General features: G+C 61.4%; 21 protein-coding genes and 1 pseudogene. 14 read left to right on the top strand and 8 right to left on the bottom strand.

Features of this window, described 5'->3' with window-relative positions; translation table 11 throughout:
• From GIW04_RS11505 to GIW04_RS11465, 8 genes are all read left to right on the top strand, one after another.
• A partial coding sequence (locus GIW04_RS11505) for a M10 family metallopeptidase C-terminal domain-containing protein (RefSeq protein ID WP_236478982.1) occupies positions 1–822 on the top strand: 822 nt, incomplete at its 5' end.
• A gap of 48 nt (positions 823–870) precedes the next feature.
• Positions 871–1,239, top strand: coding sequence for a protease inhibitor Inh/omp19 family protein (locus tag GIW04_RS11500; protein WP_003191151.1), 369 nt, complete (start codon positions 871–873; stop codon positions 1,237–1,239).
• 100 nt (positions 1,240–1,339) lie between these two features.
• A complete protein-coding gene (locus tag GIW04_RS11495) occupies positions 1,340–3,091 on the top strand; it encodes a type I secretion system permease/ATPase (RefSeq protein ID WP_034135606.1) in 1,752 nt (583 codons plus the stop codon).
• Positions 3,088–4,401: an HlyD family type I secretion periplasmic adaptor subunit gene (locus GIW04_RS11490; protein ID WP_003191154.1), complete on the top strand. Its 1,314-nt coding sequence runs from the start codon at positions 3,088–3,090 to the stop codon at positions 4,399–4,401. Before GIW04_RS11495 ends, GIW04_RS11490 begins: the two co-directional genes overlap by 4 nt.
• Positions 4,402–4,403: 2 nt before the next feature.
• Positions 4,404–5,744, top strand: coding sequence for a TolC family outer membrane protein (locus tag GIW04_RS11485; protein ID WP_003191155.1), 1,341 nt, complete (start codon positions 4,404–4,406; stop codon positions 5,742–5,744).
• Positions 5,745–5,869: 125 nt separating this feature from the next.
• Positions 5,870–8,827: an autotransporter serine peptidase EprS gene (gene eprS / locus GIW04_RS11480; protein WP_120248023.1), complete on the top strand. Its 2,958-nt coding sequence runs from the start codon at positions 5,870–5,872 to the stop codon at positions 8,825–8,827.
• A gap of 204 nt (positions 8,828–9,031) precedes the next feature.
• Positions 9,032–12,139: an autotransporter outer membrane beta-barrel domain-containing protein gene (locus GIW04_RS11475; protein WP_003191158.1), complete on the top strand. Its 3,108-nt coding sequence runs from the start codon at positions 9,032–9,034 to the stop codon at positions 12,137–12,139.
• A 180-nt stretch (positions 12,140–12,319) separates the two neighbouring features.
• Positions 12,320–13,744 carry a polyurethane esterase gene (locus GIW04_RS11465; RefSeq protein ID WP_094774836.1) on the top strand — a complete coding sequence of 475 codons (1,425 nt, stop codon included), beginning with the start codon at positions 12,320–12,322 and terminating at the stop codon, positions 13,742–13,744.
• A gap of 121 nt (positions 13,745–13,865) precedes the next feature.
• On the opposite strand, the gene GIW04_RS11460 is transcribed toward GIW04_RS11465, so the two are convergent.
• On the bottom strand, positions 13,866–14,090 hold the full coding sequence (locus GIW04_RS11460) for a YgdI/YgdR family lipoprotein (RefSeq protein ID WP_003191162.1): 225 nt from the start codon (positions 14,088–14,090) through the stop codon (positions 13,866–13,868).
• Positions 14,091–14,279: 189 nt separating this feature from the next.
• Between GIW04_RS11460 and GIW04_RS11455 the strand changes: the two genes are divergently transcribed.
• Both GIW04_RS11455 and GIW04_RS11450 read left to right on the top strand, forming a co-directional pair.
• Positions 14,280–15,926: a VRR-NUC domain-containing protein gene (locus GIW04_RS11455; protein ID WP_034135611.1), complete on the top strand. Its 1,647-nt coding sequence runs from the start codon at positions 14,280–14,282 to the stop codon at positions 15,924–15,926.
• A complete protein-coding gene (locus GIW04_RS11450; protein WP_120248024.1) occupies positions 15,923–18,184 on the top strand; it encodes an ATP-dependent DNA helicase in 2,262 nt (753 codons plus the stop codon). Before GIW04_RS11455 ends, GIW04_RS11450 begins: the two co-directional genes overlap by 4 nt.
• A 103-nt stretch (positions 18,185–18,287) precedes the next feature.
• On the opposite strand, the gene GIW04_RS11445 is transcribed toward GIW04_RS11450, so the two are convergent.
• Both GIW04_RS11445 and GIW04_RS11440 read right to left on the bottom strand, forming a co-directional pair.
• Positions 18,288–19,238: an alpha-E domain-containing protein gene (locus GIW04_RS11445; RefSeq protein WP_003191166.1), complete on the bottom strand. Its 951-nt coding sequence runs from the start codon at positions 19,236–19,238 to the stop codon at positions 18,288–18,290.
• A 2-nt stretch (positions 19,239–19,240) separates the two neighbouring features.
• Positions 19,241–20,650: a circularly permuted type 2 ATP-grasp protein gene (locus GIW04_RS11440; protein ID WP_120248025.1), complete on the bottom strand. Its 1,410-nt coding sequence runs from the start codon at positions 20,648–20,650 to the stop codon at positions 19,241–19,243.
• Between the two features lie 407 nt (positions 20,651–21,057).
• Here GIW04_RS11440 and GIW04_RS11435 point away from each other — a divergent pair, with 407 nt between their 5' ends.
• The 3 genes from GIW04_RS11435 to GIW04_RS31260 all read left to right on the top strand — a co-directional run bounded on the left by GIW04_RS11435 (position 21,058) and on the right by GIW04_RS31260 (position 22,047).
• Positions 21,058–21,603 (top strand): hypothetical protein, encoded by a 546-nt coding sequence (locus tag GIW04_RS11435; protein ID WP_014718415.1) that lies wholly within the window; start codon positions 21,058–21,060, stop codon positions 21,601–21,603.
• An 85-nt stretch (positions 21,604–21,688) separates the two neighbouring features.
• The gene (locus tag GIW04_RS11430) at positions 21,689–21,901 is read left to right on the top strand and encodes a hypothetical protein (protein ID WP_120248026.1); all 213 of its coding nucleotides are present in this window, start codon (positions 21,689–21,691) and stop codon (positions 21,899–21,901) included.
• An 11-nt stretch (positions 21,902–21,912) separates the two neighbouring features.
• A complete protein-coding gene (locus tag GIW04_RS31260; protein ID WP_003191171.1) occupies positions 21,913–22,047 on the top strand; it encodes a hypothetical protein in 135 nt (44 codons plus the stop codon).
• On the opposite strand, the gene GIW04_RS11425 is transcribed toward GIW04_RS31260, so the two are convergent.
• From GIW04_RS11425 to GIW04_RS11410, 4 genes are all read right to left on the bottom strand, one after another.
• Positions 22,038–22,385: a helix-turn-helix domain-containing protein gene (locus tag GIW04_RS11425; RefSeq protein WP_034135614.1), complete on the bottom strand. Its 348-nt coding sequence runs from the start codon at positions 22,383–22,385 to the stop codon at positions 22,038–22,040. The two genes, GIW04_RS31260 and GIW04_RS11425, sit on opposite strands and share 10 nt — an antisense overlap.
• A gap of 55 nt (positions 22,386–22,440) precedes the next feature.
• Entirely contained in the window at positions 22,441–23,787 is a 1,347-nt protein-coding gene (locus tag GIW04_RS11420) for a cation:proton antiporter (RefSeq protein WP_120248027.1), read from the bottom strand.
• 343 nt (positions 23,788–24,130) lie between these two features.
• Entirely contained in the window at positions 24,131–24,454 is a 324-nt protein-coding gene (locus GIW04_RS11415) for a thioredoxin family protein (RefSeq protein WP_094774869.1), read from the bottom strand.
• A gap of 211 nt (positions 24,455–24,665) precedes the next feature.
• A complete protein-coding gene (locus GIW04_RS11410; protein ID WP_032897385.1) occupies positions 24,666–25,109 on the bottom strand; it encodes an Lrp/AsnC family transcriptional regulator in 444 nt (147 codons plus the stop codon).
• A 108-nt stretch (positions 25,110–25,217) separates the two neighbouring features.
• On the opposite strand from GIW04_RS11410, the gene GIW04_RS11405 reads away from it, so the two are divergent.
• A complete protein-coding gene (locus GIW04_RS11405; protein ID WP_120248028.1) occupies positions 25,218–26,126 on the top strand; it encodes a DMT family transporter in 909 nt (302 codons plus the stop codon).
• Between the two features lie 76 nt (positions 26,127–26,202).
• Here the strand turns inward: GIW04_RS11405 and GIW04_RS11400 are convergent.
• Positions 26,203–26,596: pseudogene (locus tag GIW04_RS11400) on the bottom strand (collagenase-like protease); the annotation flags it as partial.

Here is a 26,596-nt window from a genome sequence, read left to right as displayed (position 1 = left end):
ACCTATAACGACGCAACCTATGGACAGGACACGCGTGGTTATAGCCTCATGAGTTACTGGAGCGAGAGCAACACCAACCAGAACTTCAGCAAAGGCGGCGTCGAAGCTTACGCTTCCGGCCCGCTGATCGACGACATTGCCGCGATCCAGAAGCTCTACGGTGCCAACCTCAGCACCCGCGCCACGGACACCACCTACGGGTTCAACTCCAACACCGGGCGTGATTTCCTCAGCGCCACGTCCAACGCCGACAAGCTGGTGTTCTCGGTATGGGACGGTGGCGGCAACGACACCCTGGACTTCTCCGGTTTCACCCAGAACCAGAAGATCAACCTCACGGCCACCTCGTTCTCTGATGTGGGCGGCCTGGTGGGCAACGTGTCCATCGCCAAGGGCGTCACCATCGAGAACGCGTTCGGCGGCGCGGGCAACGACCTGATTATTGGTAACCAAGTTGCCAACACCATCAAGGGCGGGGCCGGCAACGACCTCATCTACGGCGGCGGCGGTGCGGACCAACTGTGGGGCGGCGCGGGCAGCGATACATTCGTGTACGGTGCCAGTTCCGACTCCAAGCCAGGGGCTGCGGATAAGATCTTCGACTTCACGTCCGGTTCGGACAAGATCGACCTGTCTGGTATCACCAAGGGTGCGGGCGTGACCTTCGTCAACGCCTTTACCGGGCATGCCGGCGATGCTGTACTGAGCTATGCCTCGGGTACCAACCTGGGCACCTTGGCCGTGGACTTTTCCGGGCACGGCGTGGCGGATTTCCTCGTCACCACCGTTGGCCAGGCGGCTGCCAGTGACATCGTAGCCTGATGTAAAGCGCGCGGCGCTTCGGCGCCGCGCTCCTGGCTGGAGTTGGATATGCCACGTTTTTCCCCTTTGATCGCCTGTGTTGTGCAGGTGTTGTTCGTGTCGGCAGGAGCCCACGCAATGGCTAGCAGTCTTGTATTACCCACCTCCGCGCAGCTTGCCGGGCAGTGGGAGCTGAAGCAGCAGGATCAGGTGTGCGTGCTGAAGTTAGTGGAGCAAGCCAATGCCCTTGGGGGCGATATCGCTTGTGCCGAGCAGTGGCTGGGCGACAAGCCGCAGACATGGTCACCCACGCCGGATGGTATCTGGCTGTTTAACGCTGAAGGCTCAGGGATCACCCATTTAAATCGCCAGAAAGAGGGCGACTATCAAGCCCGCACCAAAGCTGGCGAAGTTGTAACGCTGCAACGTAAACCTTAATTAAAAGTTATAAGCATATAACTCGATTTGTTAGGCGGCCGTACCCTACTTGGTAGGGGTGACCCTTTTGCGTAATTCGCTGCAAGGAAAAACAATTAATATGGCGAAGTCCCATGGGGTGGCGCCCTTATTCAGGGCGCTGGGTGAATACAAGAGTATTTTGATCAGCGTTGGCTGTTTCACGGCACTGATTAACCTATTAATGCTGGTGCCCTCGATTTACATGCTGCAAGTGTATGACCGTGTGTTGTCCTCCCAGAATGAAACCACCCTGGTGATGTTGACGCTGATGGTCGTGGGCTTCTTTGCGTTTATCGGCCTGCTGGAAGTGGTGCGCAGCTTTATCGTGATCCGCATTGGCAGCCAGTTGGAGCGGCGTTTCAACTTGCGCGTGTACAAAGCCGCGTTCGAGCGCAACCTGCAGCGCGGCCAGGGGCATGCCGGGCAATCCTTGGGCGACCTGACCGCTCTGCGCCAATTCATCACGGGGCCGGCGCTGTTCGCGTTTTTCGATGCGCCGTGGTTTCCGATCTATCTGTTCGTGATTTTCCTGTTCAACGTGTGGCTCGGCGTGCTGGCTACGGCGGGCGCGGTGCTGTTGATCGCACTGGCGTGCCTTAACGAATACCTGACTAAAAAGCCGTTGGGCGAGGCCAGCGGTTATTCGCAGCAGTCCACCCAACTGGCCACCAGCCATTTGCACAACGCCGAAACCATCCAGGCCATGGGTATGCTCGGCGCGCTGCGCCAACGCTGGTTTGGCGTGCATTCGCAGTTCCTGGGCTTGCAGAACCAGGCCAGCGACACCGGTTCGATCATCACCTCCTTAAGCAAATCCCTGCGCCTGTGCCTGCAATCACTGGTGCTGGGCCTGGGCGCCTACCTGGTGATCAAGGGCGACATGACCGCCGGGATGATGATCGCAGGCTCCATCTTGATGGGCCGCGTACTCAGCCCCATCGACCAATTGATTGCGGTGTGGAAGCAATGGAGTTCGGCCAAGCTGGCCTACCAGCGCCTCGACGAGCTGCTGCGCGAATTCCCGCCAGAGGTCGAGCACATGGCCTTGCCGGCGCCCCACGGCCAGGTCAGTTTCGAGCAGGTCAGCGCCGGCCCGCCGGGGCGGCGGATGGCGACCCTGCACCAGGTCAGTTTCAACCTGGCTGCCGGTGAAGTGTTGGGCGTGCTCGGCGCGTCGGGCTCCGGCAAGTCCACCCTGGCCCGCGTGCTGGTGGGCGTATGGCCAACCCTGGCCGGTACCGTACGCCTGGACGGCGCGGATATTCACCGCTGGAACCGCGACGACCTCGGCCCGCATATCGGCTATTTGCCCCAGGACATCGAGCTGTTCAGCGGCAGCATCGCCGACAACATCGCGCGCTTTCGCGAGGCCGACCCGGAGCGGGTGGTCAAGGCCGCGCAACAGGCCGGTGTGCATGAATTGATCCTGCGCCTGCCCCAGGGCTACGACACCGTGCTGGGCGACAACGGCGGTGGCTTGTCCGGCGGTCAGAAACAGCGGGTCGCCCTGGCTCGCGCCCTGTACGGCGGGCCGCGCCTGATCGTGCTGGACGAGCCCAACTCCAACCTCGACACCGTCGGCGAAGCCGCATTGGCCAGCGCCATCATGCAAATGAAAGCCCAGGGCAGCAGCGTGGTGCTAGTCACCCATCGTTCCTCGGCATTGGCCCAGGCCGATAAATTGCTGGTGCTCGGCGAAGGCCAGTTGCAGGCATTCGGGCCCAGCCAGGAGGTGCTGCGGGCGTTGTCCGGGCAGCAGGAAGCGCCGAAAGAAAAAACCGGTGTCAGTTTCAGTCGTCAGTACCCGGCCGCAAGGAATCCAGGCGCATGAGCAGCCTTACTGTTGAACCTCAAATTAAAGAACGCGATGCCGGCTTTTTCGTAAAAATGGGCTGGGTGATGACCCTTGTCGGTGCCGGCGGGTTTTTCCTCTGGGCCAGCCTCGCACCGTTGGACCAGGGCATTCCGGTCCAAGGCACCGTGGTGGTGTCCGGCAAGCGCAAGGCCGTACAAACCTTCAGCCCCGGCGTGGTCAGCCGGATCCTGGTCAAAGAGGGCGAACTGGTCAAACAAGGCCAGCCGCTGTTTCGCCTCGACCAGACCCAGAACCAGGCCGATGTGCAATCGCTGCAAGCCCAGTACCGCATGGCCTGGGCCAGTGTGGCGCGCTGGCAGAGCGAACGTGACAACCTGCCCGGTATTACCTTTCCTGCTGAGCTGAGCGCCAACCCTGATCCAGCCCTGATGCTGGTGCTGGAAGGTCAGCGCCAACTGTTCAGCAGCCGTCGCGACGCGTTTGCCCGTGAACAAGCCGGGATCCGCGCCAGCATCGAGGGCGCCACCTCTCAGCTAAGTGGTATGCGCCGTGCCCGCAGTGACTTGACCGCCCAGGCCCAATCTCTGCGCGCGCAACTGAGCAACCTGCAACCCTTGGCCGACAACGGCTATATCCCGCGCAACCGGCTGATGGACTACCAGCGCCAGTTATCCCAGGTGCAGCAGGACCTGGCGCAAAACGCCGGGGAAAGCGGCCGGATAGAGCAGGGCATTGTCGAATCTCGCCTCAAGTTGCAGCAGCACAGCGAGGAATATCAAAAGGAAGTGCGCAGCCAACTGGCCGACGCGCAACTGCGCAGCCTGACCCTGGAGCAGCAACTGACCTCCGCCGGCTTCAACCTGCAGCACAGCGAAATCAACGCGCCGGCCGATGGCATTGCGGTCAACCTCAGCGTGCACACCGAAGGCGCCGTGGTGCGCGCCGGTGAAACCCTGCTGGAGATCGTGCCCCAGGGCACGCGCCTGGAAGTGGAAGGGCACCTGCCGGTGCATTTGGTGGACAAGGTTGGCACGCACTTGCCGGTCGACATCCTCTTCACTGCCTTCAACCAAAGCCGCACGCCACGGGTGCCGGGCGAAGTCAGCCTGATCTCCGCCGACCAGATGCTCGACGAAAAGACCGGTGCGCCGTATTACGTGCTGCGCACCAGCGTCAGCGAGGCGGCGATGGAAAAACTCAACGGCCTGGTGATCAAGCCCGGCATGCCCGCCGAAATGTTCGTGCGCACCGGCGAGCGTTCCTTGCTCAACTACCTGTTCAAGCCGCTGCTGGACCGCGCCGGCTCTGCGTTGACCGAGGAATGAGCATGAAGCCAGTGTTCATTTCGCTGTTGCTGGTGTGTGGCAGTGCCCAGGCAGCCATGGGGCCCTTCGATGTGTACGAGCAGGCGCTGCGCAACGACCCGGTATTCCTCGGCGCCATCAAGGAACGCGACGCCGGCCTGGAAAACCGCACCATTGGCCGCGCCGGCTTGCTGCCGCGGCTGTCCTACAACTACAACAAGGGCCGCAACAACTCCGAAGCGCACCTGCCTGACGGGCGCGGCGGCAGTTACCGCGACGACCGCAACTACAACAGCTACGGCTCGACCTTCAGCTTGCAACAGCCGCTGTTCGACTACGAAGCCTATGCCAACTACCGCAAGGGCGTGGCCCAGGCGCTGTTTGCCGATGAGAGCTTTCGCGACAAGAGCCAGGCGTTGCTGGTGCGGGTGTTGAGCTATTACACCCAGGCGCTGTTTGCCCAGGACCAGATCGACATCGCCAGGGCCAAGAAGAAGGCCTTCGAGCAACAGTTCCAGCAGAACCGCCATCTGTTCCAGCAAGGCGAGGGCACCCGCACCGATATCCTTGAAGCCGAGTCGCGCTATGAGCTGGCCACCGCCGAAGAGATCCAGGCCCTGGATGAGCAGGACGCCTCGCTCCGGGAACTGGGCGCATTGATCGGTGTGCAAAGTGTCAACATCAACGACCTGGCACCGCTGAACCAGAGCTTTGCCGCGTTCACCCTGACCCCGGCCAACTACGACACCTGGCATGAGTTGGCATTGACCAACAACCCGGTGCTGGCTTCGCAGCGCCAGTCCCTGGAAGTGGCGCGTTATGAAGTGGAACGCAACCGCGCCGGGCATTTGCCGCGAATCACCGCGTATGCCACCTCGCGCAAGCAGGAGTCCGACAGCGGCAACACCTATAACCAGCGCTACGACACCAACACCATCGGCGTCGAAGTGAGCATGCCGCTGTATGCCGGTGGCGGTATCTCGGCCTCCACCCGCCAGGCCAGCCGCGCCATGGAGCAGGCTGAGTACGAGCTGGAAGGCAAGACCCGCGAAACCCTGATCGAACTGCGTCGCCAGTTCAGTGCGTGCCTGTCAGGCGTGAGCAAGTTGCGCGCCTATCAGAAAGCGCTGGCATCCGCCGAGGCGCTGGTGGTGTCGACCAAGCAAAGCATTCTGGGCGGCGAGCGCGTCAACCTCGACGCCTTGAACGCCGAACAGCAGCTGTACAGCACCCGCCGCGACCTGGCCCAGGCGCGTTATGACTACTTGATGGCCTGGACCAAATTGCACTACTACGCGGGCAACTTGCGTGACACCGACTTGGCCAAAGTGGACGAAGCCTTCGGCCCAGATGGAAAACTGTAGGAGCGAGCTTGCTCGCGAAAAACGTCAACGATAACGCGGGCAACCTGGATGCACGCGGCGTCTGTGAGTGCTTCGCGAGCAAGCTCGCTCCTACAGGGGGAATAACAATAATAGGGAGTGTGCACATGATCACCGATTCACCACGTTTCAAACCCTTCACCGCAGGTTCCTTGCTCTTGCTGTCCGTTGCGGCACAGGCGCAATACACCGAGACCGGCCAACCGGGTAACCCTGCCAGCTGGCGCTCGGCCGAGTACCAGAGCGACTGGGGCCTGGGCCGTATGAAAGCCGATGAAGCCTACGCCGCCGGGATCAGCGGCAAGGGCGTGAAAATCGGCGCGCTGGACTCAGGGTTCGATGCCAATCACCCCGAAGCCGCCAAAGACCGTTTCCACCCGGTCACCGCCACTGGCACCTATGTCGATGGCAGCGCCTTCAGCACCACCGGCGCGCTCAACCCGAACAACGATTCCCACGGCACCCACGTCACCGGCACCATGGGCGCCGCCCGCGACGGCGTGGGCATGCATGGTGTGGCCTATAACGCGCAAGTCTTTGTGGGCAACACCAACGCCAACGACAGCTTCCTGTTCGGCCCCACGCCAGACCCCAAATACTTCAAGACCGTGTACACCGCACTGGTGGATTCCGGCGTGCGCGCCATCAACAACAGCTGGGGCAGCCAGCCCAAGGACGTCAGCTACCAGACCCTGGACAACATGCACGCGGCGTACGCCCAGCATTACAACCGCGGCACCTGGCTTGACGCGGCAGCGGACGTGGCCAAGGCGGGCGTGATCAACGTGTTCAGCGCCGGCAACAGCGGCTATGCCAACGCCAGCGTGCGCTCGGCCTTGCCGTATTTCCAGCCGGAACTGGAAGGCCACTGGCTGGCCGTATCCGGGCTGGATAAAGCCAATAACCAGAAATACAACAAGTGCGGCGTTGCCAAGTACTGGTGTATTTCTACCCCCGGCGCGCTGATCAACAGCACTATTCCCGACGGGGGGTATGGGGTGAAGTCCGGCACCTCGATGTCAGCGCCCCATGCCACTGGCGCGTTGGCGCTGGTGATGGAACGTTATCCTTACATGACCAACGAGCAAGCCTTGCAGGTGCTGCTGACCACCGCCACGCAGCTCGACGGCTCGATCACCCAGGCGCCTAACGCCATCGTCGGCTGGGGCGTGCCTGACCTGGGCCGGGCGATGCACGGTCCTGGGCAATTGCTCGGGCCCATGGAGGTCAACCTGGCCGCCGGGCAGGGCGATGTGTGGAGCAACGGCATCTCCGACCAGGCGCTCATCCAGCGCCAGGCCGAGGACCGCGCCGAACACACGGCTTGGCAGCAAACCCTGATCGACAAGGGCTGGCAAAACGGCGTGGGCGCCACTGCCAGCCAGCAGGACCAGACCGACTACGCCATCGGCAATGCCCGCGACCAGGCCGCCGCCAACCGCGTGTACGAGGGTAGCCTGATCAAGGCCGGTGCCGGCAGCCTGGTGCTCAGCGGCGACAGCACCTATCGCGGTGCGACCCTGGTCAACGGCGGACTGTTGGCCGTCAATGGCTCGCTGACTTCGGCAGTGACGGTCAATGACAGCGGCACCCTGGGTGGTTCCGGACGTATCGCCGCGTTGTCGGTAAACAGTGGCGGCCGTGTGGCGCCAGGCAATTCGGTGGGTACATTGCAGGTGGCGGGGGATGTAAACCTCGGCGCCGGCTCGACCTATGCCGTGGAACTGACGCCCACCAGCAGCGACCGCATTGTCGCCGGCGGCCAGGCTATTCTGGGCGGCGGTACCGTTACGCTGGCGCTGGAAAACAGCCCCACCTTGCTCAGCCAGAGCGAGGCCCAAAGCCTGATCGGCCGGCAGTACTCGATTCTCGAGGCGGCGGGCGGCATTCAGGGCCAGTTCGGGCAAGTGCTGCCCAACTACCTGTTCCTCGGTGGCACCCTCGACTACGCCGCCAATGCCGTGCAACTGAACGTGGGGCGCAACGACGCCAGCTTCGCCAGCGTCGGCGCCACCCGCAACCAGCGCAACGTCGCAGCCGCCGCCGAGCAATTGGGCGCTGGCAACCCGGTGTATGAAAGCCTGCTGCAGTCGCAATCGGTCGCCGTGGCCCAGCAGGGCTTGCAGCAACTGTCCGGGGAAATCTACCCCGCCGTGGGTGCGATGCTGATCAACGACAGCCTGCAACTGCGTAATGCCGTGGGCGAGCGCCTGCGCCATGTCCCAGTGACCGGTGAAAGCAACCTGTGGTTCAAAGCACTGGGCGCCTGGGGCAAGACCGACAGACGCACTGAAACGGCGGGTTCCACCACCTCCATCGGTGGCCTGTTGGCGGGCGTGGATGGCGCGCTGGATGAGCAGACCCGTGTGGGTGTGGTCGCCGGTTACAGCGACAGCTCCTTGAACATGGGCAGCGGTACCCATTCATCGGCATCCATCGACAGCTACCACTTTGGCGCGTACGCCGGGCGCGAGCTGGGTGATTGGCGCCTGAGCGTCGGCGGTGCCTACAGCTGGCATCGCGGCGATGTGAAGCGCGACCTGCAATGGGGTGATGTCAGCGGCAAGCAAAAAACCAAGCTGGACGCGACCACGGCGCAAGTCTTCACCGAAGCCGCGTACCGCATCCGCCTGCAGGCGGTGGCCCTGGAGCCGTTCGCCAACCTGGCCTATGTGCATCTCAACAGCGAGTCCTTCCACGAAAAAGGCGATGCCGCGGCCCTGGAGCGCGGCAGCGACCGGCGTGACGCGGTGCTCAGCACCCTTGGCGTACGTGCCCTGAAAACCCTGGCCCTCAATGACCATCAGCAACTGGACCTGTCCGGTTCGTTGGGCTGGCAACACAGCCTGACGGCGGTGGAGTCCGAAGAGCACTTGGCGTTTGTCGCGGGCGGGCCTTCATTTGCCGTGCGCAGTGCGCCATTGCTGCGCGACGCTGCCTTGGTGGGCGTGCAGGCCAGCCTGGCGCTGAATGCATCGACACGGGTCAACCTGGATTACAACGGCCAACTGGGTGGGCGCGCGAAAACCCAGGGCGTGGGCTTGAGCCTGAACTGGCAGTTCTGAAGACACCGCGAACCTGATCGTTCCCACGCTCCGCTGATCGTTCCCACGCTCCGCGTGGTAACGCCTCTTGTGACGCTCCGCGTCACGCTTTGGGACGCAGAGCGTCCGGGGCGGCATTCCCACGCGGAGCGTGGGAACGATCAGCGGCGGTGTTCTGGAGAAGTGATTTACACACGTGCAATAAGAAAACTAAGGAAGGTCACCGTGAAAAAACGCAAGTCAGGGTTAACTACCGCCATCCACACAGGCCCGGGCTATCCGCTCAAGGCGCTGAGCTGCGTGCCATATGGCGCGTTGTTGTGTTGCCTGGCAAGCCTGGGGACCGCCCAGGCTGCACCCTATGTGGAAACCGGCAAACTGGGCGACGCCGCCAGCTGGCGCAGTAATGAGTTCAAGGCCGACTGGGGCCTGGGCGCCGTGCACGCCGACACCGCCTATGCGGCTGGCTATACCGGCAAGGGCGTCAAGCTGGGGATCTTCGACCAGCCGGTGTACGCCCAGCACCCGGAGTTCGCCAGCCCCGACAAGGTGGTGACGATTGTCACCGAGGGCATTCGCCAATACACCGACCCGTATATCCCGGTGAAGGCGGGCGACGCGTTCCGCTACGACGGCACGCCGTCCAAGGACTCCAACGGCAAGCTGGGTAACCACGGCACCCATGTCGGCGGCATTGCGGCCGGTAACCGCGATGGCGGGCCGATGCATGGCGTGGCGTTCAACGCCCAAATCCTCACCGCCGAAAACGGTGACCCGGGGCCGGAAGACGGGATCATCCTTGGCAACGACGGCGCCGTGTACAAGGCCGGTTGGGATGGGCTGGTCGCCAGTGGCGCACGCATCATCAACAACAGTTGGGGCATCGGCATTGGTGATCAGTACGCCAAAGGCGGCCGTGATCCGGCGTTCCCCAACTTCACCGTCAATGAGGCCCAGGCGCAGTTCAATACCATCCGGCCGATCCTTGGCACCCTCGCAGGTGGCGCGTACCAAGGCGCCATCGACGCGGCCCGCAGCGGTGTGCTGACCATCTTCGCCGCAGGCAATGACTACAACCTCAACAACCCGGATGCGATTTCCGGCCTTGCGTATTTTGTGCCAGAGATCGCGCCTAACTGGCTGTCCGTCGCGGCCCTCCAGCAGAACCCGAATACCGCCAGCCCCGATCCTTACGTGATCAGTACGTTCTCCTCGCGTTGTGGCTATGCGGCGAGCTTCTGCGTATCGGCACCCGGCACCAAGATCTACAGCTCCATCATCAACGGTACCAGCCTGGAAAACCTCACCACCGACTGGGCCAACAAAAATGGCACCTCCATGGCCGCACCTCACGTGGCGGGCGCCGCAGCGGTGCTGATGGAGCGCTTCCAGTACATGAGCGGCGACCAGATTTCCACCGTGCTCAAGACCACCGCCACCGACCTCGGCGCGCCGGGCATCGACTCGTTGTACGGCTGGGGCATGATCAACCTGGGCAAAGCGGTCAACGGCCCAGGGATGTTTATCACCGCTGAGGATATCCCGGCCGAGTTCCGTATCGACGGCGCCTACGGCAGCGGCCAGTTCGTCGCGGACCTGCCGGGTGTCGGCGCGGTGGTGGATGCCGGCAAACCCACCCAGCGTGTGTGCGACGACCTGCACTGCGGGCGCGATGTGTGGAGCAATGACATCTCGGGCCATGGCGGCCTGACCAAGCAGGGCATCGGTACCTTGGTGCTCACCGGCGCCAATACCTACAGCGGGCCGACGCGGGTCAACCAGGGCTTGCTGGCGATCAACGGTTCGGTTACCTCCGACGTCACTGTGAGCCAGAGCGGCGTGGTCGGTGGTTCGGGGCGTATCGGTTCGCTGAGCGCGAACAGCGGCGGCACCGTGGCGCCGGGCAATTCCATCGGCACCTTGAACGTGGCGGGCAACGTCAACTTTGAACCGGGTTCCACCTACGCGGTAGAACTGTCGCCCACCAGCAGCGATCGCATCGTCGCCGGCGGCACGGCCACCCTCAACGGCGGCACCGTGACCCTGGCCCTGGAAAATAGCCCGACCTTGTTGAGCGCCACCCAGGCCCAAAGCCTGATCGGCCGTCAGTACAACATCCTGCAAGCGGCAGGTGGCGTCACCGGCAGTTTCGCGGCAGTGGTGCCCAACTACCTGTTTGTCGGCGGCACCTTGAACTACGCCGCCAACGGTGTGCAACTGGATGTGGCACGCACCAACAGCTTCGCCAGTGTGGCCGCCACGCCGAACCAGCGCGCCGTGGCCGGCGCCGTCGAGCAATTGGGCGCGGGCAACGGTGTGTATGAAAGCTTGCTGCTGGCACCCACGGCCGCCTCGGCCCAGGGCGCGTTCCAGCAACTGAGCGGCGAGGTTTACCCGGCGCTGGAAACCGCGCTGGTCAATGACAGCCGCTACGTGCGCGAAGCCGTGGGCGAACGCCTGCGCAACGGTGAAATGGGCGCTGCCAGCCAAGCCATCGACAGCCGTGGCAACGTGTGGGTCAAGGCACTGGGCGCATGGGGCAAGACCGACAGCCGCAACGACACCGCGGGCTACACCACCTCCATCGGCGGCATGCTCGCCGGTGTGGACGGTGCCCTCGATGACGCCACACGCATTGGCCTGGTGGCCGGCTACAGCGACACGTCGCTGAACATGGGCAGCGGCACCCACAGCCGCGCTTCGGTCGACAGCTACCATTTCGGCGCCTATGCCGGGCATGAAATCGGCGCCTGGCGCCTGAGTGGCGGCGCGACCTACAGCTGGCACCGCGCCGATGTCAAACGCGACCTGCAATACGGCGACGTCAGCGGCAAGCAAAAGGCCAAGGTCGATGCCCACAGCACCCAGGTGTTCACCGAAGCTGCGTACCGCATCAACCTGCAACCGCTGGCCCTGGAGCCGTTCGCCAATCTGGCCTACGTGCACCTGGCAACTGACAGCTTCAAAGAGAAGGGCGACGCCGCCGCGCTGAGAAGTGGCGATGACAGCCGTGACCTGGTGCTCAGCACCCTGGGTATGCGCGCCTTGAAGACCTTCAATATCAACGATCACCAGCAACTGGAAGTCTCCGGCACCCTGGGCTGGCAGCACAACCTGAGCAGTACCGATTCGGAGCAGCACCTGGCGTTTGCCTCGGGCGGCCCTTCGTTCGCTGTGGAAAGTGCGCCAATGGTGCGTGATGCTGCGTTGGTCGGGGCACGGGTCAGCCTGGCCTTGAGCAAGGATGCGCGGGTGAACTTCGATTACAACGGCCTGCTGGCCAGCAAGGAGAAGGTGCACGGCGTCGGCTTGAGCCTGGATTGGGCGTTCTAAAGTTTTGAAAAACCACTGTAGGAGCGAGCTTGCTCGCGAAAAACTCAAGTGCGCCGCGTTCCTTCAGGTAGAACGCGTCATCGTTGACGACCTTCGCGAGCAAGCTCGCTCCTACAGGTGGTAACAGATAACAGGTGTTTTGGCTTTCTCTACAAATCCAACAACAGAGAGGCACTACCAATGGGTATCTTTGACTATAAAAACCTCGGTACCGAGGACTCCAAGGCGCTGTTCGCCGATGCCATGGCGATCACGCTGTATTCCTACCACAACCTGGATAACGGCTTTGCCGTCGGCTACCAGAACAACGGCCTCGGCCTGGGCCTGCCCGCCACCCTGGTCAGCGCGCTGATTGGCGGCACCAACGCCCAAGGGGTCATCCCAGGCATCCCCTGGAACCCCGACTCGGAAAAAGCCGCCCTTGAGGCGGTGCAAGCAGCCGGCTGGACGCCCATCAGCGCCAGCACCCTGGGCTACAGCGGCAAGGTTGATGAACGCGGCACCTTCTTTGGCGAAAAATTCGGCTACGGCACGGCGCAGGCCGAGGTGCTGGGCAAATATGATGACGCTGGCAAACTGCTGGAACTCGGCATCAGTTTTCGCGGCACTTCGGGGCCTCGGGAAAGTGTGATCACCGACTCCATCGGCGATGTGATCAGCGACCTGCTCGCCGCCTTCGGGCCCAAGGATTACGCCAAGAACTACGCGGGCGAAGCCTTTGGCGGCTTGCTCAAGAACGTGGCGGACTACGCCAGCGCCCAGGGCCTGAGCGGCAATGACGTCGTGGTCAGCGGCCACAGCCTGGGGGGCCTGGCGGTCAACAGCATGGCCGATTTGAGCGACAGCACCTGGTCAGGGTTTTATAAGGACTCCAACTACGTGGCCTACGCGTCGCCGACCCAGAGCGCCGGCGACAAGGTGCTTAACGTCGGCTATGAAAACGACCCGGTGTTCCGCGCCCTGGATGGCTCGTCATTCAACCTGTCGTCCCTGGGCGTGCACGACAAACCCCACGAATCGAGCACCGACAACATCGTCAGCTTCAACGACCACTACGCCTCATCCCTGTGGAACGTGCTGCCGTTTTCCATCCTCAACCTGCCCACCTGGGTCTCGCACTTGCCCACCGGTTACGGCGACGGCATGACCCGCATCCTCGATTCGGGCTTCTACGAGCAGATGACCCGCGACTCCACGGTGATCGTCGCCAACCTGTCCGACCCGGCACGGGCCACCACCTGGGTGCAAGACCTCAACCGCAATGCAGAGACGCACAAGGGCAATACCTTCATCATCGGCAGCGACGGCGACGACCTGATCAAAGGCGGCAGGGGCGCGGACTTTATCGAAGGCGGCAAGGGCAATGACACGATCCGCGACAGCAGCGGGCATAACACGTTTTTGTTCAGCGGGCAGTTTGGCAATGACCGGGTGATTGGCTATCAGGCGACGGACAAGCTGGTGTTCAACGATGTGGCGGGCAGCAATGATTACCGCGATCACGCCAAGGTGGTGGGCGGGGATACCGTCATTAGTTTTGGTACGGATTCGGTGACGCTGGTGGGTGTGAGCAGTCTGTCGGGGGAGGGGATAGTCATCAGCTAACGTATTCGGTGTGGGAGCTGGCTTGCCTGCGATGGCGGCGGTCGAGACAGCCATGCGGTGACTGACAAATCGCTATCGCAGGCAAGCCAGCTCCCACATTTGATGGGGTGTTGCTAGATGATCATTTTTCCTTACGCACCGTGGCCACATCATCGGCCTTGATACGAATACGCTTGCCGGCAATATCGGTGAACTCGTAGAAGCCGTCGGCCGTCTTGGCGTTGGGCGTGTCCTTGGTCAAATATTGCGTGCCATTTTGCAAGGTCACTACGGTTTGCGTGGAGCAACCGGCCAATACCAGAAAAGTGAGTGCAACCAGTGGCAGACCCAAATTCTTCATGTTCATAACCCTTACCTTTAACCCTGAAAAGTCCCGCAGCGTCTGGCTGCGCGGCCATAAATATTACTTGATCAACCCCCTCATCAGATTGTTTTTTTGCAAAAAGTTGCAGGCGCCATTTATCTATTACTGATTGCAACAACCGCTTTGCCCCGGCACTCTGTATGCATAACCAGTACTTGATTGCTTTGCGCCATGGCCAATCCCCTCGAAGACCCCTTGTATTACCTGCATAACTTCCGCCAAGTGCTGGTGTGGTTGGGGCAACGCTATGCCGATTTGCTCGATGCTCACGAACAGCATTTCATTCAGCAATTTGACAGGTTGCCCCAGGCGTCCCAGGCGTTGTTGGTGCGGATGGTGATGCGCAAGGGCGTGCATTTTCGTGCCGCCAAGCTCCATTACCTGGAAATCGGTTGCCCTCATGCGGCGGCGCGGCCTTTGCGTGAGTTGGGATGGGTCGAGGATCAAAGCCCGCTGCCGTTTGCCACCCTGTTTGCGCTGCTGCAAAAAAGTGAACTGCTCGGCGCCTTCAGGCCCTGGATCGATCAACCCAAGGCCAACAAGGCCGATTGGCTTGAACCCTTGGCCGCGCAATTTACCGAAACGCGCAGCTTTGCCCAGTGGTGCCCCGACGTGGACGATGTGCTCTATAGCCTGACGGTAATGGAGTTATGTGATCGCCTGCGCCTGATGTTCTTCGGCAACCTGCACCAAGACTGGTCGGAGTTCGTGCTGGCGGACCTGGGTATCTACACCTATGAAAAAGTCGAGTTCTGCGCCGAGTCTCGCGGTTTACGCAGCCGTGACGACGTGCACGGGTTTCTGTTCCTGCACCATTGCCAGCAAGCCTTTGAAGCCGGTGAGGCATTGGATACGGTGTTGGCACAGGTCGCCACGCTGTGTACCGACAACCCCTGGCTGGAAAAGCGCCGCGCCAAGCTGCTGTTCCAGATCGGCCAGTATTGCGAACGTTGCGCCGAGCTGGCACTGGCCGAACAGATCTACCGCAATTGCACTTATCCCGGTGCGCGGGCGCGGCTGATCCGCGTACTGGAGCGCCAGGAGGATTACGCCCAAGCCATGGCCTTGGCGAGCGAGGCGCAACAGGCCCCACACAGCGCAGCGGAACAACAACACCTGCTGCGCGTCGTGCCGCGCCTGCGCCGCAAACTTGGCGGGCCGGCGCTGCCCAGGGCCAAGCCCCAAGCGGTGGCGCGCCTGGACCTGGCGCTGGTGCAGGAGCCGCTGCTGTCGGTGGAGTCCTGTGTGCTGGCGCACCTGAGTGAACCGGATGCGCCGGTGCATTACGTCGAGAATGGCCTGATCAATTCGCTGTTTGGCTTGCTGTGCTGGGAAGCGATTTTCGCACCGCTGCCAGGGGCGTTCTTCCACCCGTTCCAGCGCGGGCCGGCGGACTTGCACAGCGAGGACTTTTATCAGCGCCGTGAAGCCTTGTTTGCCGCGTGCTTTGCGCAACTGGAGGACGGTCGCTACAAGGCCAGCATCCGCCAACGCTACATGGACAAATGGGGCATTCAGTCGCCCTTTGTGTTCTGGAACCTGCTCAGCGAAGAACTGCTGGAGCAAGCCCTGGCCTGCCTGCCCGCCGAGCATTTGCGCCATTGGTTTACGCGCCTGTTGCAGGATATCCGTGCCAACCGGGCCGGGATGCCGGACCTCATCCAGTTCTGGCCGGCGCAAAACACCTATCGCATGATCGAGGTCAAGGGCCCCGGCGACCGCCTGCAAGACAACCAGTTGCGTTGGCTGGCATTCTGCGGCGAATACCAGATGCCGGTCACCGTTTGCTACGTGCGCTGGGCGGAGCAACCCGCTTGAGTTACAGCGTGGCCGTGCGGGCGCTGTGTGAGTTCACCGCCAAGGTCGGCGACCTCGACCTGCGCTTTACGCCGTCGCCCAGCGCCCAGGAAGGCATTGTCGGCCATCGTACGGTGGCGTCCCGGCGCAGCGCGCATTATCAGCATGAGGTTGCCCTGGAGGGCGACTACCAGCAGCTCAAGGTGCGGGGCAGGGCGGACGGCTATGACCCGGACGCCAACCGCCTGGAAGAAGTCAAGACCTACCGTGGCGACCTCGCCGCTCAGCCCGCCAACCACCGGCAACTGCACTGGGCCCAGGTCAAGGTGTATGGCTGGCTGATGTGCCAGAAACTCGGGCTCGATCACATTGACCTGGCGCTGGTGTACTTCGATATCGTCGGCGAAGGCGAAACCGTGCTGAACCAGCGATTCGATGCGCCAGGCCTTGAGCAATTCTTCAATCACCAATGCGCGCTGTTCCTGGACTGGGCCCGGCAAGAGATGCAGCATCGCGACGCGCGTAACGCCGCTGCGCAGAGCCTGGCGTTTCCCCATGCCGACTTCCGTACCGGGCAGCGCGACCTGGCCGAGTCGGTCTACAAAGCGGTGAGTACGGGCCGGTGCCTGATGGCCCAGGCGCCCACTGGGATTGGCAAGACCATCGGCACTATTTTTCCGCTGCTCAAGGCCCTGGCGCCGCAGCAACTGGACAAACTGTTCTTCCTCACCGCCAAGACGCCCGGCCGCAAGCTGGCCCTGGATGCCGCCCAGGTTCTGTACGACAGCAGCCCCGAGCTGTCACTGCGTGTGCTTGAACTGGTGGCCCGGGACAAGGCGTGCGAACACCTGGACAAAGCCTGCCACGGTGACTCCTGCCCGCTGGCCGAGGGCTTTTACGACCGCCTGCCTGCCGCCCGCCAGGCCGCGTCCCAGGTGCGCCTGCTCGACCAGCGCAGCCTGCGCAACGTGGCGCTGGCTCATCAGGTATGCCCGTACTACCTGAGCCAGGAAATGGCGCGCTGGAGCGACCTGATCGTCGCCGACTACAACTATTATTTCGACTTTGGCGCCATGCTGTTCGGCCTGGCCCAGCTCAACCAATGGCGCGTCGCGGCGCTGGTGGACGAGGCGCACAACCTGGTCGAACGTGCGCGCTCGATGTACAGCGCCAGCCTGGACCAGTACAGCCTCAAGACCTTGCGCGAGAGCGCGCCCGAGACACTGAAGAAGCCCTTGCAGCGCTTGAACCGTGAGTGGAATGCCTTGCACAAGGACCAACTCGCGCCGTATCAGGCATACGCGGCCAAACCGGACAAACTGCTCCAGGCCCTGAGCCTGTGCACCAGCGCCATGGGCGACTACTTCAACGACCACCCCGAAGCCCTCAGCGGTGATCTGCAAGCCTTCTACTTCGACGCGCTGCAATGGGCCAAAGTGGCCGAGCTGTTCAATGAGCACTTTATCTTCGATATCACCAAGCGCCAGTTCAGCGGCAAGCGCAGTAGCTCGACCCTGTGCCTGCGCAATGTGGTGCCGGCCGAGTTCATCCGGCCCAGGCTGACCGCCGCACGCAGCAGCGTGCTGTTTTCTGCGACCCTGAGCCCGCGCCATTATTACGCCGACTTGCTGGGCCTGCCGGCGGATACCGCCTGGGTTGATGTGGCGTCACCGTTCAGGGCCGAGCAATTGCAGGTCAGCATCGTTGACCGCATCTCTACGCGGTTTGTGCATCGCCAGGCGTCGCTGGAACCCATTGTGGAACTGCTCGCCCGGCAATTCGCCGCGCAACCGGGTAACTACCTGGCGTTTTTCTCAAGCTTCGATTACCTGCAACAGGTGGCCCAGTTAATGGCCGAACGGCACCCGCAGATTGAGTTGTGGTTGCAGGCGCGGGGCATGGCCGAGGCCGAGCGCCAAGCGTTTTTAGACCAGTTCACCCACCACAGCCAGGGCATTGGCTTTGCGGTGCTGGGCGGTGCGTTTGGCGAAGGTATCGACCTGCCGGGTGCGCGCCTGATCGGTGCCTTTATCGCCACCCTGGGTTTGCCGCAGCTCAACCCGGTGAATGAACAGATCAAAGCGCGCATGGGCGCGGTGTTCGGCGCGGGGTACGACTACACCTACCTGTATCCCGGCATTCAGAAAGTCGTGCAGGCAGCGGGGAGGGTGATCCGCAGCCAGCAGGATCGCGGGGTGGTGATGCTGATCGACGACCGCTTCGGCGAGTCGCGGGTGCGCCAGTTGCTGCCGCGCTGGTGGGCGATCACCCCCCAGTAGGAGCGAGCTTGCTCGCGAAAAACGTCAACGATAACGCGGGTTTTCTGAATAAACGCGGCGCCGGTGAGTTTTCCGCGAGCAAGCTCGCTCCTACAGGTTTGTGTTAGACCACTTCCAGGTAGGAGCTTTGTATCTCCCGCGCCAACTCACGCACGGTGTCGATGAATTCTGTCAGCCGAGTGTGCAGCCCATCTTCCAGAATCTCATCAATCCCCGTGTACCGCAGCCGCGCCTCGAACTCCGCCGCCAGGCGTTGCGCCGTGCGTCCATAACTGCCGGGCAGGTCCGCCAGAATATGGCTCAATTCCTCGATACAGGCATGCAGCGAGCGCGGCACATCACTGCGCAACAGCAACAACTCGGATACCGAGCGTGCATTCAAGGCATTCGGATACAGCTCGGTATACGCCTCGAACGACGACAACGCGCGCAGCAGGGCGCTCCACTGGTAATAACCGCGTGCCGACAGGTCGCTGACTTCTTCGGACTCTTCGCCAAACATCTCATAGCGCGCGTCCAACAGGCGCAAGGTGTTGTCCGCACGTTCGACAAAGGTGCCCAGGCGAATGAAGCGGTAGGCGTCATTGCGCATGATGGTGCCCGAGGTTGCGCCACGAAACAGGTGCGAGCGCTGCTTGACCCAGTCACAGAAGTGGCTGATGCCGTGTCGCGCCAGGCCACCGGCGGCGATGCTGCGCATTTCCAGCCAGGTGGCGTTGAGGTTTTCCCACATATCGGCGGTAATGCGCCCGCGTACCGCATGGGCATTGCCTCGGGCGGCACGCAGGCAGTTGTAGATGCTCGCCGGGTTTTCCGCGTCGAGCGCAAAGAAGTGCAACATGCGCTCAGCATCCAGGGTCTGGTGCCGTTCCAGGTAGCTGTCCAGGGTGCCGCTGCTGAGCAACGACATCGCCAATTCGTCCAAGCCATCGCTGCGCCCGGCCTGGGGCATCAAGGACAGCGAATAACTGACTTCCAGCATGCGTGCCAGGTTCTCGGCGCGTTCCAGGTAGCGCGACATCCAATACAGATCTGCAGCCGTTCTACTCAGCATACTCAGCCCTCCACCACCCAGGTGTCCTTGGTTCCACCGCCTTGCGACGAGTTGACGACCAGCGAGCCTTCCTTCAGCGCCACGCGGGTCAAGCCTCCGGGCACCAGGCGGGTTTCCTTGCCCGAGAGCACGAAGGGCCGCAGGTCGATATGCCGGGGCGCGATGCCGTTTTCGACAAAGGTCGGGCAGGTGGACAGGCTCAGGGTCGGTTGGGCGATATACGCATGGGGGCGGGCCTTGATGCGCTGGCGGAAGTCCTCGATCTCGGCGGCCGTCGATGCCGGGCCTACCAGCATGCCGTAGCCGCCGGAGCCCTGGGTTTCCTTGACCACCAACTGTCCGAGGTTGGCCAGCACATGGGACAGTTCATCGGGCTTGCGGCATTGGAAGGTCGGCACGTTCTGCAGGATCGGTTCCTCGTCCAGGTAGAAGCGGATCATGGCCGGTACGTAGGGGTAGATCGACTTGTCGTCAGCCACCCCGGTGCCGATGGCGTTGGCCAGTACCACATTGCCGGCGCAGTAAGCCGCCACCAGCCCGGGCACGCCGAGCATCGACTCGGGGTTGAACGCCTGGGGGTCGAGGAAAGCGTCGTCGATGCGCCGGTAGATCACGTCCACGGCCTTGGGGCCGTCGGTGGTGCGCATGAACACCTTGAGGTCCTGCACGAACAGATCGGCGCCTTCCACCAGTTCCACGCCCATTTCCCGGGCAAGGAACGCGTGTTCGAAGAAGGCGCTGTTGAAGCGCCCTGGAGTCAGGACGACCACGTTGGGATTGTCCAGGCGGCTGGAGTTCTTCAAGGTTTTGAGCAGCAGGTTAGGGTAATGATCCACCGGCGCAATGCGCTGCTTGGCGAACACTTCCGGGAACAGGCGCATCATCATCTTGCGGTCTTCGAGCATGTAGCTCACGCCGCTGGGGGTGCGCAGGTTGTCTTCCAGCACGTAGTAGGTACCGTCGCCGTCGCGAACCAGGTCGACGCCGGAGATGTGCGAGTAGATGCCGCGGTGCAGGTCAAGACCGACCATGGCTTTCTGATAGCCCTCATTGCCCAGGATCTGGTCGGCGGGAATGATCCCGGCCTTGATGATGCGCTGGTCGTGGTAGATGTCGGCGAGGAACATGTTCAATGCATTAACCCGCTGGATACAGCCGCGCTCGATCAGGCTCCATTCACTGGCGGGGATGCTGCGGGGAATGATGTCGAAGGGAATCAGGCGTTCGGTGTCTTGCTCGTCGCCATACAGGGTGAAGGTGATCCCGGCGCGATGGAACAGCAAATCCGCTTCACGGCGACGCTGGGCCAGCAGTTCCGGCGGCGTGTTGGCCAGCCAGCGAGAGAAGTCCTGATAGTGCGCACGGCATACGCCGTTTGCGTCATTCATTTCATCAAAGAAAGATCGAGCCATTCCAGTACCTTGTCAGTGCCCAGTGTGGCTTTGGGTGGCACTGCCGCTTAAAAAAACGCATGTTTTTATGAGCCCGTGGCTGAAGGTGCCAACAGACCTGGTCCTTACTTTCTTATGGGGGCGGCTCTGGGTCAGGGGGTAACGCATGCTCCTGTTTTCCGGGTGGTGAATGGATAAAGCAATGCCTGTGCCGGAATGCCGTTAATCCCCTGTAGGAGCGAGCTTGCTCGCGAAAAACTCACCGGCAGCGCGTTTAATCAGGCAGCCCGCGTTAGCGTTGACGTTTTTCGCGAGCAAGCTCGCTCCTACAGAGGGCGGTGGCTGCCCTGAATTGGTGCGTGAACCGACTTGAACTTCACTAGGCCCCGATTCTTCTAAGGAGTTTCGTCACCTTGTGGAGCACCGTCGTGTCCAGAATCATCTCCCCCCACACTCCGGAAGCGGCCCTGAACGACCACAGCGAACACAACGCAAAGATTTTCGGCTCGCCCAAGGACCGCCTCGACTTTTACCGGCGCGAGATTCAGTACGAAACCAGCATCCTGGCCAACCGCACCGACGCCTACCTGACGGCGCAGTCCTTCCTGGTGATTGCCTTTGTTTCCGGCATGGGTAACCTCAACCCGGAATGGGGCAAGCTGTTCACGCTGGTGGTGCCGATCTTCCTGGTTTCGCTGGGTATTCTCAGTTCGCTGAATGCCTGGCCCGGTATCCGTGCGGCGTATGAAATCATCGACCACTGGCACTACAAGCAAAGCGAATTGCTGCGCAGCGAGCCGGTGATGGGCATGGCGTACGATGAATCGCCGCTGTTTTCCGAGGTGGAGTCGAGCCACAAGGGCTATCGCAAGTCGCTGTTGTTTTCCATGCGTGCGCCATGGCTGTTCATGGTGTTCTGGCTGGTGTTGGGCATCTATGCGTTCTATATCCAGGTAGACAACCCGCTGCGCTGAGCAAGCGAACGGAACTTCAGCCGTGGCCATGACGCCTTACCTCTATGCGGTACAGATTTTTTACCGGCCTGCAAAGAGGTGCCTCATGACCCAATCTAATGATCCACAGACTAACAATCGCAATGACCCCGCGATCGACGGCGGCGAGCCTGCCCCTGGCACCGCCGCCGATGCGCCCAAGGATCAAACGCCTGCGAGCGACCCAAAGGCCAAGGAAAACGACTACAGTCCAGACTTCAAGCCTGAGCGCGAGCCCAAGCCTGAAACCGATGCCGATATCGATACCCAAGGCGGTTAGAGGAGACGCTCATGTCAAAAGAACTGGATGAAGAACTCAACGACCCCGGCAACGAAGACCCGGGTTCGCTGATGGACGATGCCGAGGTACCGCTGAACGACCTGGATGAAGCGGCGGACGTTGGCAACACTGAAAATCAGGACTGATCCGGCGGCGGGCCCGAGGGATTACTGAGCTTGAAGTAGACGTCTTCCTCGGCCCCGCCGTCCAGCGACACCTCCTGACCCACCACGCGGTTATCGATCAGCGTCTGCGCCTGATCGCGACTGATATTGACCACCGTGCTGCGCTTGCCGGTGATCACATACACCACATCCACCCCATGCTCGGCCAAGGCTGCAAGGTAGTCGGCATGGGGGAGGTCTTCGCCCCGCTCATATTGACGTTGCTCGCGTGCGGTCACGCCGCCTGCCTGCGCCAGATATTGCTGCGAATATCCCAGGCGTTGGCGTTCCTCAAGCAATCGTTGGGCGATCTTTTTCATTGGCTGGCTCGTACTGTGGGTCCTGACTGTTTGAAACCCCGGCGCGGTGCAGGATTCATTTTTTTTGCGCAGCCTGACGCTCATACCACGCCAGCATCGGCTGGGTACTCAGGCCATGGACCAGGATGCTCAACGCGATGACCGACAGCGTCAGGTTGACCGCCACCTCGCTGCTGGTGCCGACCAGCCCATGGTTGAGCGCATAGAACAGGTAGTAAATGCTGCCGATCCCACGAATACCGAACCAACTGACCAGGCTGCGTTGACGACGGTCCAGGAGGCGGCCCCACGGCATGGCGAATACGCTGGCGGGGCGAATTACACAGAACAGCAGCAGCGCTACCGCCAACGCGGCCCACTCCCAGTGGCTGATCAGCACGATGCCCAAGACTGTCACCAGGAACACCTCCATGGCCCGCTCCACCAGGCTGCCGAAGGCCAGCATGTCGCCCATCATCACACCTGCCGCGATCTGGGTGTCTTTCAGGTGGCTGACGTCGCCATGCAAGGCTTGCTCGGGCTCGATTTCAAGGTGGCCCACCACCGGTTGCGCCAGGTGCTCGGCGGGTGTCTGGGCATTATCGGTGGACTTCACCTCGGCCTGACGCAACCCCAGGCCCGCCGCGAATACCGACAGGAAGCCATAGCCGCCCACGGCTTCGGCGCTCACATAGGCGAGGGCGATCAATGCCAGCGTCAGGTAATCATTGGGCGACAGGGTGCTGTCGGCATTGATCAGCCGCAGGCGCAACGTCACACGGCCGATACCTCGCCCCATCCAGTAGCCGATCAATAGCCCGACCGGCACCGCCCATACCAGGTTTTTCAGCACCCAACCGCCGACCCAGTCGCCATCGAAGCCGCTGTGTTGCATGAACAGCAGGCCGAAGATCACAAACGGAAAGGCGCTGCCATCGTTCAGCCCCGCTTCGCCGGACAGACCGAAGCGCAGCGCGTCGTAATCCTGGGCATTGTTGACCTGAACCAGGCCCGCCAGCACCGGGTCGGTCGGCGCCAAAATCGCGCCCACCAGCAATGACACGCCCCACGACAGATCCAGCAGGTAATGCAGCAACAGCCCGGTACCGAGGATGGTCAACAGCATGACCGGGCCGGCCAGCCCAAAGGCGATGCGCCAGGTGCGATGCTTGAGCGGCAGGCGCAATTTCAAGCCGCTGACAAACAGCGAAAACAGCACTGCCACTTCGGTCAGGTGCTCCATCCAGCGCGCCGAACCCTTGATGTCCAGGTCCAGCAGGTCAACGCCCAGCGGGCCGATGGCGATACCCAGCAGCAGGCACACCGCTGAGGTGGTGACTGGCATCCAGCGCAGGTAGGAGGAGGTGAGGGCGAGGGTCAGCAGCACCGCGCCCAGTACGGCCAGCCATAGAATGAAAGTCATTGTGCGTGCACCCGGCCGTGGTTGATTCAGGTTGGAGGGCCGTGGCCGAGTGCGGGTTCAAACAATCACCGGCTTGAAGTGGCAATCTGTGGAACGGGCCTGCTCGCGAATACAGGGTGTCAGCCACTGAATCCTTAACTGAATCACCGCTTTCGCAGGCAAGCCAGCTCCCACACTGGTTATGTATTGCCCACAGAATCAGCGCCCGGCGCAGATCCCTGTGGGAGCGGGCTTGCCCGCGAATGCGGTATACCCGTCAACATAGTCGGTGACTGACACCCTGTATTCGCGAGCAAGCCCGCTCCCACACTTGACTGTGTTTGGCCTGGAAGATCGTAAAGGGTCACAAGTTGCGATCGAGAAAGGCGCTCAGATCGGTTTTTGCAAAAAAGCCTTCCTTGGTGGCGTCATGTTCCCCCTTCTTGAAAAGAAATACGGTTGGTAGGGCACGTACGCCATATTTATTGGGTGTTTGTGTGTTTTCGTTCGTATTCAGCTTGGTAACGGTTAACCTGCCCGCGTAGTCAGGTGCTAAGCCTTCAAGAATAGGTTCCAGCAACTTACAGGACTGACTTAACTCATGCCAAAAGAACACCAGAACTGGGCCGTTTGCTTTGAGAACATCCGCGTCAAATGAATCATCTGTAACAACTTGAATATAGCTCATGAAAATCTTCCTTTTATCTTTAATGAGCATCAGAACCGGTACTTTGCCTGCCTTGTACTGCGAGGCATCACCGGAAGGCATTTAAAATTAACAACTGCCACAGGCACACGCACCTGTGAAAACTGACAGTTTTTTAGATTGATCGGCGATAGAGCTGGCCGAGTTCACATGCCGCCATGACCTTCCCTTGGCATGGCGCTAATCACAAACCTCAGCGATCCCCCAGCGGCGGCAGGCGCCGTTTCACCGGGGTTTTCTTCACGATCGCCGTATTGGTTTCGGCATACCCATTGATCCGGTCCAGCAGGCTGTCCAACTGGTCCATGGTGCGCACATGCAGGCGTGCGATGAAGCAGTCCTCGCCGGTGACCTTGTCGCATTCGGTGAATTCAGGGATTGCCTGGATCTGGCGCTCCACTTCCTGCAATTTGCCTGGCAGGGGGCGGATGCGCACGATGGCTTGCAGCAGGTAGCCGAAGTGTTTGGGGTCGATGTCGACGGTGTAGTGGGTCAGCACGCCGCGTTCTTCCAGGCGCCGCAGGCGTTCGCTGACGCTGGGCGAGGACAGCCCGGTGATGCCCGCTAGGGCCTTGAGGGACAGCCGCGAGTCGTCCATCAAGGCGGCGATCAATTGCTGGTCGATGGTGTCGATCATGGTCTGTGCCTAATAAGAAAAGGTGAATTCGGGGTTTTGCCTTTTTTAGACGCTGTAGCCGTCGCGGACAGATTGCCATACTGGAGCTTCACTTGAGGAGCTTCAATCATGGATTCATCCATCCGTCGCGGGTCGTGGGAAATGGTCGCTGCCATGCTGATCTCGGGCAGTATTGGCTGGTTTGTGCTGGTGTCTGGCGTGTCGGTGATCGAGGTGGTGTTCTGGCGCTGCGTGATCGGCGCGCTGACACTGTTACTGGTGTGCGCCTGGCTGGGTTACCTGCGTGTAGACCTGCTCAGTTGGGCGAAACTGGGGCTGGCCATGCTCAGCGGCGTGGCCATTGTCGGCAACTGGCTGTTGCTGTTTGAATCCTATTCCCGTGCCTCCATCGCTATCAGCACGGCGGTGTATAACGTGCAGCCGTTTATGTTGGTGATGCTGGCGGCGGTGTTTCTCGGTGAAAAAATCACCGTGCAGAAACTGGCGTGGTTGAGCGTGGCGTTCCTGGGCATGTTGGCGATTGTCACCGCCCATGGCGAGCAAACCGGTGGCGGTGATTATCTGGTAGGCATCGCGCTGGCCCTGGGGGCGGCATTTTTGTATGCGATCGCTGCGCTGATCATCAAGCGCCTCAAGGAAATACCGCCACATTTGATGGCATTGATTCAGGTGGCCACTGGTGCGGTACTACTGGCACCGCTGGTGCCCTGGAATGGCTTGCCTGCGTCCACAAATGCCTGGGCTGCGCTGCTGACCTTGGGGGTCGTGCATACCGGGTTGATGTATGTGCTGCTGTATGGCGCGATCCAGAAATTGCCGACGGCCATTACTGGCGCACTGTCGTTCATCTACCCGATTGCAGCGATCTTTGTGGATTGGATTGCGTTCGGGCATCGCCTGGGGTGGCTGCAATGGCTGGGCGTGGCGGCGATTCTGCTGGCAGCGGCGGGGTTGCAGCGGGGCTGGTGGTGGCCCCGCAACCTGGGTAGGAGCGAGCTTGCTCGCGAAGAAGGTTAACGATGACGCAGCGCATCGGGGTGAAACGCGGCGTTCTCTGGTTTTTCGCGAGCAAGCTCGCTCCTACAGGTGAGGGTTAGTGCGTGCCTTGGTAGATAAGGTTTTCCGGGTTGAAATGCTCCACTGCGCTGCCTGGCTGCGGCAGGCCGAGGATATGCCCCTTGATCTTGCCCACCACGTGCATCTCGCAAGGTTTGCAGTCGAACTTCAAGGTCAACACTTCGTCACCATGGATCAACTGCATCGGCGCCACCTTGGTCTTCACCCCGGTCACGCCCTTGGCCTGTTTAGGGCACAGGTTGAACGAGAAACGCAGGCAGTGCTTGGTGATCATCACCGGCACTTCGCCGGTTTCTTCGTGGGCTTCGAAGGCTGCGTCGATCAGCTTCACACCGTGACGATGGTAGAAGTCCCGGGCCTTCTGGTTGTAGACGTTGGCCAGGAACGACAAGTGCGCCTCAGGGTAAACC

Source organism: Pseudomonas sp. PA-4-8C (assembly GCF_021606625.1).
GTDB classification, from domain to species: domain Bacteria; phylum Pseudomonadota; class Gammaproteobacteria; order Pseudomonadales; family Pseudomonadaceae; genus Aquipseudomonas; species Aquipseudomonas lactis.
This window is presented reverse-complemented; position numbering and strand designations above follow the sequence as displayed.